The sequence below is a fragment of the Actinoallomurus acaciae genome (genome assembly GCF_042429965.1).
GTDB lineage: Bacteria > Actinomycetota > Actinomycetes > Streptosporangiales > Streptosporangiaceae > Actinoallomurus > Actinoallomurus acaciae.
Window position 1 is genome coordinate 1 of the sequence record NZ_JBHLZP010000379.1, and the last position, 7,956, is coordinate 7,956.

9 protein-coding genes are annotated in these 7,956 nt (G+C 71.4%); 1 reads left to right on the top strand and 8 read right to left on the bottom strand.

Annotation, left to right across the window (positions count from 1 at the left end; genetic code table 11):
- On the bottom strand, positions 1-304 hold a 304-nt coding region (locus ACFFNX_RS35125), incomplete at its 3' end, for a PfkB family carbohydrate kinase (protein WP_378210235.1).
- A gap of 55 nt (positions 305-359) precedes the next feature.
- Positions 360-959: a bifunctional 4-hydroxy-2-oxoglutarate aldolase/2-dehydro-3-deoxy-phosphogluconate aldolase gene (locus tag ACFFNX_RS35130; protein WP_378210236.1), complete on the bottom strand. Its 600-nt coding sequence runs from the start codon at positions 957-959 to the stop codon at positions 360-362.
- A gap of 192 nt (positions 960-1,151) precedes the next feature.
- Here ACFFNX_RS35130 and ACFFNX_RS35135 point away from each other — a divergent pair, with 192 nt between their 5' ends.
- Positions 1,152-2,174 (top strand): methyltransferase, encoded by a 1,023-nt coding sequence (locus ACFFNX_RS35135; RefSeq protein WP_378210237.1) that lies wholly within the window; start codon positions 1,152-1,154, stop codon positions 2,172-2,174.
- Between the two features lie 32 nt (positions 2,175-2,206).
- Here ACFFNX_RS35135 and ACFFNX_RS35140 read toward each other — a convergent pair whose 3' ends face one another.
- The 6 genes from ACFFNX_RS35140 to ACFFNX_RS35165 form a co-directional block, all read right to left on the bottom strand.
- A complete protein-coding gene (locus ACFFNX_RS35140) occupies positions 2,207-2,824 on the bottom strand; it encodes a hypothetical protein (protein WP_378210238.1) in 618 nt (205 codons plus the stop codon).
- 180 nt (positions 2,825-3,004) lie between these two features.
- Positions 3,005-3,766 (bottom strand): alpha/beta hydrolase, encoded by a 762-nt coding sequence (locus ACFFNX_RS35145; RefSeq protein ID WP_378210239.1) that lies wholly within the window; start codon positions 3,764-3,766, stop codon positions 3,005-3,007.
- Between the two features lie 59 nt (positions 3,767-3,825).
- Positions 3,826-4,254: a CBS domain-containing protein gene (locus ACFFNX_RS35150; RefSeq protein WP_378210240.1), complete on the bottom strand. Its 429-nt coding sequence runs from the start codon at positions 4,252-4,254 to the stop codon at positions 3,826-3,828.
- 87 nt (positions 4,255-4,341) lie between these two features.
- Positions 4,342-4,986, bottom strand: coding sequence for a class F sortase (locus tag ACFFNX_RS35155; RefSeq protein WP_378210241.1), 645 nt, complete (start codon positions 4,984-4,986; stop codon positions 4,342-4,344).
- Complete coding sequence (locus ACFFNX_RS35160; RefSeq protein WP_378210242.1) at positions 4,973-5,488, bottom strand: hypothetical protein; 516 nt, start codon at positions 5,486-5,488, stop codon at positions 4,973-4,975. Before ACFFNX_RS35160 ends, ACFFNX_RS35155 begins: the two co-directional genes overlap by 14 nt.
- A gap of 664 nt (positions 5,489-6,152) precedes the next feature.
- Positions 6,153-7,403, bottom strand: a complete 1,251-nt coding sequence (locus tag ACFFNX_RS35165) for an FUSC family protein (RefSeq protein WP_378210243.1) — start codon at positions 7,401-7,403, stop codon at positions 6,153-6,155.
- Positions 7,404-7,956: the final 553 nt, after the last annotated feature.

The window sequence follows — 7,956 nt, forward strand, 5'->3', positions numbered from 1 at the left end:
AGGCGCGCTCGCCCGCCGGGTCCGCGCCGACCGCGTACGCGCCCGAATGGCCCGGCCCGCGCCACATCCAGCGCGTGTCGACGCCGTGCGCCTCGGCGAAGGCGATCAGGCGTTCGCCGAACTCGTCCTCTCCGGTCCGCGTGACCAGCGCGACGTGCGCCCCGGCCGCGGCGGCCGCGACGGCGGCGTTGAGCGCGTCGCCGGAGAACGACAGACGAAACGTGTCCGCGCTGGTCAACGGCGTGGCCGCGGAGAACTCCACCAGCGGCTCGCCGATGACGACGACGTCCGGATCGCCCTTCACGAGCCCTCCTTCGCCGGGAGAGCGACGGGGGACTCGTGCTCTTCGCTCCGCTCGTTCACGACAGCGCCTCCAGCAGCTCCCGTACCGCCGCGGCCGGGTCGGGCGACCTGACCAGCTCCGAACCCACGCCCACCGCGTACGCGCCCGCGTCGAGGTAGGCGCGGACCTCGCTCAGGCCGATACCACCGGTCGGAACGATCCGCGCGCCCGGCAGGACGGCCAGGACCGAACGCAGGTACGCCGGGCCGCCGACGTGCGCGGGGAACAGCTTGGCGATGCCGCGCCCGGACGCCGCGGCGACCTCGCCCGGCGTGAACCCGCCCTCCAGGAACACCGTGCCCGTGTCGGCGGCGAACGCGCGGACGGTCTCGGCCGGGTACGGGCTGACGAGGAAGTCGGCGCCCGCCTCGACCGCGCGGCGCGCGTCGGCCTCGGCGGTCACCGTGCCCGCGCCGAGCACCGCGCCGGGGTACGCCTTCCGTACTTCGCGCAGTGCGTCCACCCAGCCGGGCGTGGTGGCGGTGAGCTCGACGACACCGAGGCCCGCATCGAGAAGCGTCGAAGCCGCCCGTACGGCTCCACCGGCGTCCGGAGTGCGGAGTACGGGCAGCAGACGCGCCTCCCCGATCGCCCGCTCGATCGCGACATGGTCCATTCCGGCTCCCTGGTGTTCCGTCGTACGGGACGTCGTTCTACATTATGAGCCACGCCGGAACGAACTGAGAAGCCGGGCTCCGGCCGGCGCCGCCGAGTCCGGGCCGGTGCCGGTCCCGCCCGCCGGAGACGGCCGCGAGCAGGTCACATTCGTCCAAGCCGGCCGGTGGGCGCCGCGGTTACGGTGCGGTCCATGACATCGAACGAGAGCGAGCCGTCGGCCTGGCAGCTGCTGGCTCCGGTCATGGACCTGGCGACGCCGATGGCGGTCCGGGTGGCCGCCACACTGGGGCTCGCCGACCTGATGGCCGGCGGCGCCCGGCACGTCGACGAGCTGGCGGAGCGGACCGGCACGGACGCCGACGCGCTGCACCGGCTACTGCGCCACCTCACCCGCCAGGGCGTGTTCGCCGAGCCCTCGCCCGGCCGGTTCACGACCAACGAGACGGCCGATCTGCTGCGGTCGGACCACCCGTCGCGAATGCGCCTGTGGCTGGATCTGGACGGGTTCGGCGGCCGGATGGACCTGGCGTTCACCGGGCTGATGCACACCGTCCGCACCGGCCGGCCCGCGTGGGAGACCGTCTTCGGCACCCCGTTCTGGGACCACCTCGCCGCCGACCCGGCGCTGGCGGCCTCGTTCGACGAGACGATGTCGGGCTCGATGCGGACCACGTCGGTCACCGGCTACGACTGGTCCGGGGTGCGGCACGTCGTCGACGTGGGCGGCGGCACCGGAGCGCTGCTGGCCGAGGTGCTGGGCGGCGACCCCGGTCTCCGCGGCACGCTGGTGGACCTGCCCGACACCGTCGCCCGGGGGCGCCGGTTCCTCGCCGAACGCAGGCTGGACGGGCGGTGCGAGTTCTCCGGGCAGAGCTTCTTCGACCCGCTGCCGGCCGGCGCGGACGTGTACCTGCTCAGCGGCGTCCTGCACGACTGGGCCGACGAGCCGGCCACCGCGATCCTGCGCCGGTGCGCCGAGGCCGCCGGCGAGGCCGGTCGCGTCGTCATCGTCGAGTGGTACGGCACCACCGGCGACGCTCCCGCCGTGTCGGCCGAGATGGACCTGCGCATGCTGGTGCTGTGCGGCGGGCGGGAGCGTCACCCCGACGACTACCGCCCGCTGGCCGGAGCCGCCGGGCTGGAGGTGGCCGACGTCCGGACGGTTCCGTCAGGCCATGTCCTCATCGACTGCCGTACGGCGAGCCCGTCCTGACGCGGGACCGTACGGCGGGCGCACTCCGCAGGTCAGCGGCGGCGAAGGAGGACCGCGGTCAAGATCGCGCGCAGGTCCGGGGGGATCTCGGAGCACAGCAGCACGGCCATGTCGTCGCCCGGACGGGAGGAGGACACTCCCTGCCGCACGCCGCTCGCGTCGGTCAGTTCGGCGCCGTTCTCGACGGCGCGGACGTTCCCGACGAGGAGGGTGCCCTGCCGGACGATGATCCGGTCGTCGCCGTACGGCCGGAACGTGTAGCGCACCTCGGTCTCACCGCGCCGGATCTCCACCTGGGTTCGCGAGATGCGGGCGCGCCAGAGGGTGACGCCCTGGGCGTCCTTCAGCCGTACGCCGTCGCGGTAGGTCCGGACCACGGCCAGGAGCCGCCCGTTCCGCGTGTAGTGCCCGGCCTTCCCGGCGATCGTGACCTTCCGTCCACTGAGCCGGCTGGTGATCGTCGCGACGCCATTGCGCCAGACGACGGCCATCATCGAACTGGTGGGCCGGCCGGTCACCCGCAGGAACGCGGGCATCGCCACCGTGCTCGACTGCGAGGGGCCGACGGGCGCCGAGGTGGGCACCTGACCGTCCCTGCCGCATCCGGCGAGCACGACCAGCGCCACTGTCACCGCCAGCAGCCTCTTCACCCGCGCCTCCCGAACCACGAACGGGCGCACGCACCTGGCGGATCGCCACACGGCACGCCCGCACGCGCACCCGGCGACCCGCGTCACCGTTACCCGTATGGTGCGTAACGGTAGCGGATTAGAGCATTCCCGGCGGTGCTCTCAGTGACTCTCGGAAATACTTTTTGTAATCAATCCTGGTTAGGAAGGAGTACGGCGGTTTTCTCGTGAACGGGCGGCGGCCCAATCGCCGATACGGCCGATGAGCGCGGGGGTCATGGCGCCCTCGGCATGCCCGATGCCGGGCTCGATCCACAGCTCGCGCGGCTCGTCCGCGGCATCGTACAACTGCTCTGCGTGTTCGACCGGAAGAAAAGGGTCACGGTCACCGTGCACCACCAGGAACGGCACGGGAGAAATGCGCCCCGCGACGGTGTAGGGCGCCTCGGGCTCTCGCACCCATCCCCGCGGGGTGATGCGCGTTCGCCGGGCCATGCGTACGGCGATCCGGCCGGCGCGGCGTTCGATCGCCCAGTGCGCGCGGCGCATCGGCCTGGTGTCGCGGTAGTACCAGCGGGCGGGCGCACTGACCGACACGACGGCGTCCACTCCCCCGAGCAGGGCCGCGTGCCGAATGACGATCATGCCGCCCATCGAGAAGCCGACCAGGGCCACGCGTTCGTACCCGAGGCGACGCGCGTGGCGCACGGCGGCGTCCACGTCGAGGATCTCGCGATCGCCGGCGGTCGACAGGCCGCCGGACCGGCCGTGCCCGCGAAGATCGATGGCGATCACGCCGGCGACGCGGTTGAGGGCGGCGGCGATGCGGCGGGGCGCCGGCAGCCGCCGGTTGCCGGTGAAGCCGTGCGCGAGCACCACGCACAGGCCGTCCGCGCCGGGCAGGTGTCCGGCGTCGATGCGCACGCCGTCCATGGAGTACAAGGTCAAAGGCTGGCCGATCATGCCCTCCATGGTGCCGCCGGCCCCGCGGCGGCGCTCCCGCGGGCCCTCGGCACGGCCGTTCAACGGCTGATGTAGTCGACCAGTTGCTCGCGCTCGCTCTCCAGCTCCGCGATCGCGGACTTGACCACGTCACCGATGCTGACGATGCCGGCGAGCCGCCCGTCGCGGACGACCGGAACGTGACGGATGCGGTGCTCGGTCATCGTGGCGCGCAGATCCTCGACATGATCGCTGGGCGCGCAGGTCCGTACGGTCGCCGTCATGATCGATGAGACCGGCTGGTCGAGCAGCCCGGCCCCGCGTTCCCCCAGCCTGCGGACGATGTCGCGCTCGGAGACGATGCCCTCGATCGTGGTGCCGTCCGTGGAGACGACGACGGCGCCGATGTTGTGTTCGGCGAGCAGCGTGAGCAGGTGGCGGACGGTCGCCTCCGGCTCGATGGTCGCGACCTCTCCGCCCTTCCTCCGGAGAACTTCTGAGATGCGCATATGGCCTCCCGACTCGCTGTGACCGGCATCACTTACGTTAACCATCCCCGGTCCGGAAGCGAAAGGCCACGCGTCGGAAAGAGCCGTTCACCGGGGCCGCTGGCCGATGAGGTGCCCGTACACGATCGTGTTCCCGTCGTAGCTGTGCCCCTTGAACTCCCCGCCGCAGGTGATGAGCCGGAGCCCGGCGAAGCCGACCTCGCCGTACACCCGCTTCGTCGGGAAATGAGCCTTGGAGACGTTCTCCACGGAGTCCACCGAGAACGCCGCCACCTTGCCGTCCTTGCGCGTCACGTCGACGGAGTCGCCGGGCCGCAGCTTGCCGAGCTTGAAGAAGACCGCCGGGCCCTTCTTCGTGTCGACGTGCCCCACGATCACGGCCGGACCGCGCTCCCCCGGTGTCGGCCCCTTGTCGTACCAGCTCGCGAGCTGCGCCTTGGCCAGGGGCGGCACGGCGATGGTGCCGTCGTGCTGGAGCCCGAGGGACAGCAGCTTCGAGTGGACGCCGATCCGCGGGATGTCGACGTGGACCGGGGTGGAGGCCGCCAGCACCGTCCCCGACGACGGGACCGCGGCCCGTGGCCGGGCCGCGTCCGGAGCAGGCCGCGGCGGCCCGGAGTTCTGACAGGCGTCGAACCCCAGGACCGCCGAGCCCGCCGCGATCAGGGCGGCGGCCGTCCCGGTAAGGAGACGGCCGCCACGCGGTCGTGCCGATGAATCAGGAACGGGCACTGGCCTGGAGACGCCGGCGGGCCAGCGGGAGGAGTCCCGCACCGCCGAGCAGCAGAGACATCCCCGCGACACCCAGCGGGACGTTCGTCCCCTGCGTGCCACCGAAGCCCGTGCGCACCGCACCCGTGGGGATGTAGTGGCGCCGCGGAGCCGGAGCCGGAGCCGGGCGCGAAACCGTCACGCGCTCGTGCCCTGCGGCACAGCAGGCGTTGTTGTCCTCGGAGGCATAGTCGCCACCGCCGGGGCCCTCGTCGTCGTCATCGTCGTCCCCGGACTCCTCCCCACAGCCCTGGGCCAGCCCGCCGATGTGGCCGCCGACCCCACAGAGGCCACGCGGGCCGTGGTGGGTCGAGCGGTGGACTCCGCCGATCTCGGCGTCGTCGCCGCCACCGTCGTCGTCGCCCTCGTCGTCGTCATCGTCACCCTTGGGAAGCGCCACCTGGTGCATCCCGTTGTGGAGCACACCCTGGTGGTGCGCCCCGAAACCCGTCTGGTTGTGCACTGCCCCGAGCATGTCGGCCGTTGACGCCAGAGCAAGCGCAGGTGAGGCCAAGCCGATGGTCAGTGCGGCCGCTGAAGCGGTTGTCAGGGTCAGAGTCTTGACCCTCATGGGTCCCCCCTAGATGTCAGCGGCAGCCCGGACTCCTCCCGGCTGCCGGCATCGCCACCAGCCCCCTCATTCCCGCAATGCGGGCAGTACGACCAAGATCACTATCCTCTTGAGCTAATGATTACGGTGCAGATCATGCCGCTTAGGAGAACGGCCGATTTCGTCCGTCGTGAGACGTGGATTGGTGCTTCTTGTCCGGCTTTGTAGGTCGCTAAGGCGGGTCGTAGCGCAAAGGGTCGTTGTGGCGCGGTAGACGATGAGAAGAGGGTGTCGGAGCCGCTTTCGTCGGTTCACTTTTACGACACGGCACGACATTCCGCTGCCTACGGACGCCGGACGTACGCGGATGCCGAGGCGGGTCGGCCAGGGACGTCGCGCCGCATAGCGAGCAGATGTCACTTTTCACCGTGAAGACGCTCGACTTGCGGCGTAGGGCCGATCGCCTTCTTATCGGTCGATCACCGTATAAAGCCGCTCGGCCTGGTTCGAAAGCGCATCTCCGGCCGAAAACCCGCCGGAGACAAATGACGATCCGGGCATGTCGGCGGAGGTCCGCTCAGATTGCACCATGCGGGCGCGGCTGAGAACGGCGGGAACCCCGCCAGGACGCCCGACGCGAAACCCTGCGACGGGACCCGCCCGCTACCTGCGGGCGCCGCACCGGCAGACGGTGCGACCGGCTCTGCCGGGCGTGCGTACGATGCTCCACCCGGAGCTGGTCCCTCAGCCGGTCCAGGTGGGCCAGCAGTTCGCCGCGCAGCGACCACTCGCCGGGGTCGCCGGCGGGCATCCTCAGCAGTTCCTCGGCCAGCAGGTCGCGATGGTGCTCGGCCCGGCCCAGGCTCCTCCGGAGCTCGCCGTCCGCGTGGCCCGTGTCGCCGGCCACCTCGGACCTGATCACGAGCCCGTACACGCGCATGGCCGCGGCGAGGTCCTCCAGCATGCCCACGAGGTGCTCCTGGGCGGCACGCCCGAACGTGGGGTCCTCGCGCTCACGCGTGCTGTCGGCGATGACGCGCGCGAGGACGCGGATGCTGATCCAGAGGTGCTCCAGGGAGTCGAGTCCCGTACGGAGCACGAGGGACGCGTGCGGAAACCCGGTCGCACGGGGATTGAGCCGGATGCTGTCCTCGGCGTCGCCGAGGGCACGGTCGACCCGGCCCAGCTCCTTGCCGAGCGTGCGCGCCTGGTTCAGCCAGCCGACGGCCTCCTCGTGCGAGGGCGTGTGACGCAGCCCGTCGGCCATCTCCTGGAGCAGCCGGCCCATCTCGAGCCCGACGTCCTCGACCGCCTCTTCGGCGGGCTGGACGCGTACCGGCGACAGGACCAGACCGGCCCCGAGCCCGACGGCTGCACCGACCAAGGTCTCCACCACCCGGTCGGTGGCGTTGACGCCGGTCGGCAGGGACAGGATCAGCATCGCGCTGATCGGCACCTCGAGGATGTGCTCCCCGAGGCGCAGCACATGGCCGAGAACGAGCGCCGCCCCGATGGCCAGGCCCAGGGTCCACCAGGTGAACCCGAGGACCATGGCGAGGATGACGGCGAGCAGGACGCCCCCGACCACGCTGCCGATCCGCTGGACCGCGCTGCGCATCGTCCGGTACAGGCTGACCTGGAGGACCAGCAGGGCGGTCAACGGCGCGAGAGTCGGCTTGGTGGTCGTGCCGGGCAACAGCAGAGCGATCAGGTACGCGGCCGTGGCGGTCGCCGTGAGCCGCCCGACGAGCACGGCCGTCGGCTGAGCCCGGCGGCGGATGAGGTTCAGGGGTTCGGTGACTCGGAAGGAGACAGGCTGAAGCGTCATAAGGCATCAGAAGGGAGTCGATGGGACGCAGACCGGCCCAATGGGCCACCCAGAGTCCAATCACCTGACGCGGCAGGACTATTCCCCGAATCTCACCCGGTTGCCGCAGTTGACGAAATCGCTGGTAGCGGCGGGTACGGAGCCCTCCGACGCCAGGCGACGCGGCGAAAGCCGCGCCCTCGACCTGAGGTAGCGCTGGGAGAGCCGCGTCCTCGACCTGAGACAGCGCTCGGAGAGCCGCACCCTCGACCTGAGACAGCGCTCGGAGGACCCCGCTCTCGACCCGACACAGCGCGAGGAGCGCCGGACCCTCGACCTGAGAGAGCGCGAGGAGGATCCCGCCCTCAGCCCGATACAGCAGCCCGACACAGCACGAGGAAAGCCCAGCCCTCCGCACGGGTTATCCACAGCCGCCCTGCCGGTCTTCCGCCCGAGGATTCCAGTGCTTGACAATGGAAGTGGGCTGAGCCCCCCGGGCGGGCGGGGACCACCTCCGGGCGGGGACCACCTCCGGGCGGGGACCACCTCCGGGCGGGGACCACCTCCGGGCGGG

Coding starts and splice junctions, on each gene's coding strand:
- ACFFNX_RS35130 (WP_378210236.1), bottom strand. CDS start 959: ATGGACCATGTCGCGATCGAGCGGGCGATCGGGGAGGCGCGTCTGCTG.
- ACFFNX_RS35135 (WP_378210237.1), top strand. CDS start 1,152: ATGACATCGAACGAGAGCGAGCCGTCGGCCTGGCAGCTGCTGGCTCCG.
- ACFFNX_RS35145 (WP_378210239.1), bottom strand. CDS start 3,766: ATGATCGGCCAGCCTTTGACCTTGTACTCCATGGACGGCGTGCGCATC.
- ACFFNX_RS35150 (WP_378210240.1), bottom strand. CDS start 4,254: ATGCGCATCTCAGAAGTTCTCCGGAGGAAGGGCGGAGAGGTCGCGACC.
- ACFFNX_RS35165 (WP_378210243.1), bottom strand. CDS start 7,403: ATGACGCTTCAGCCTGTCTCCTTCCGAGTCACCGAACCCCTGAACCTC.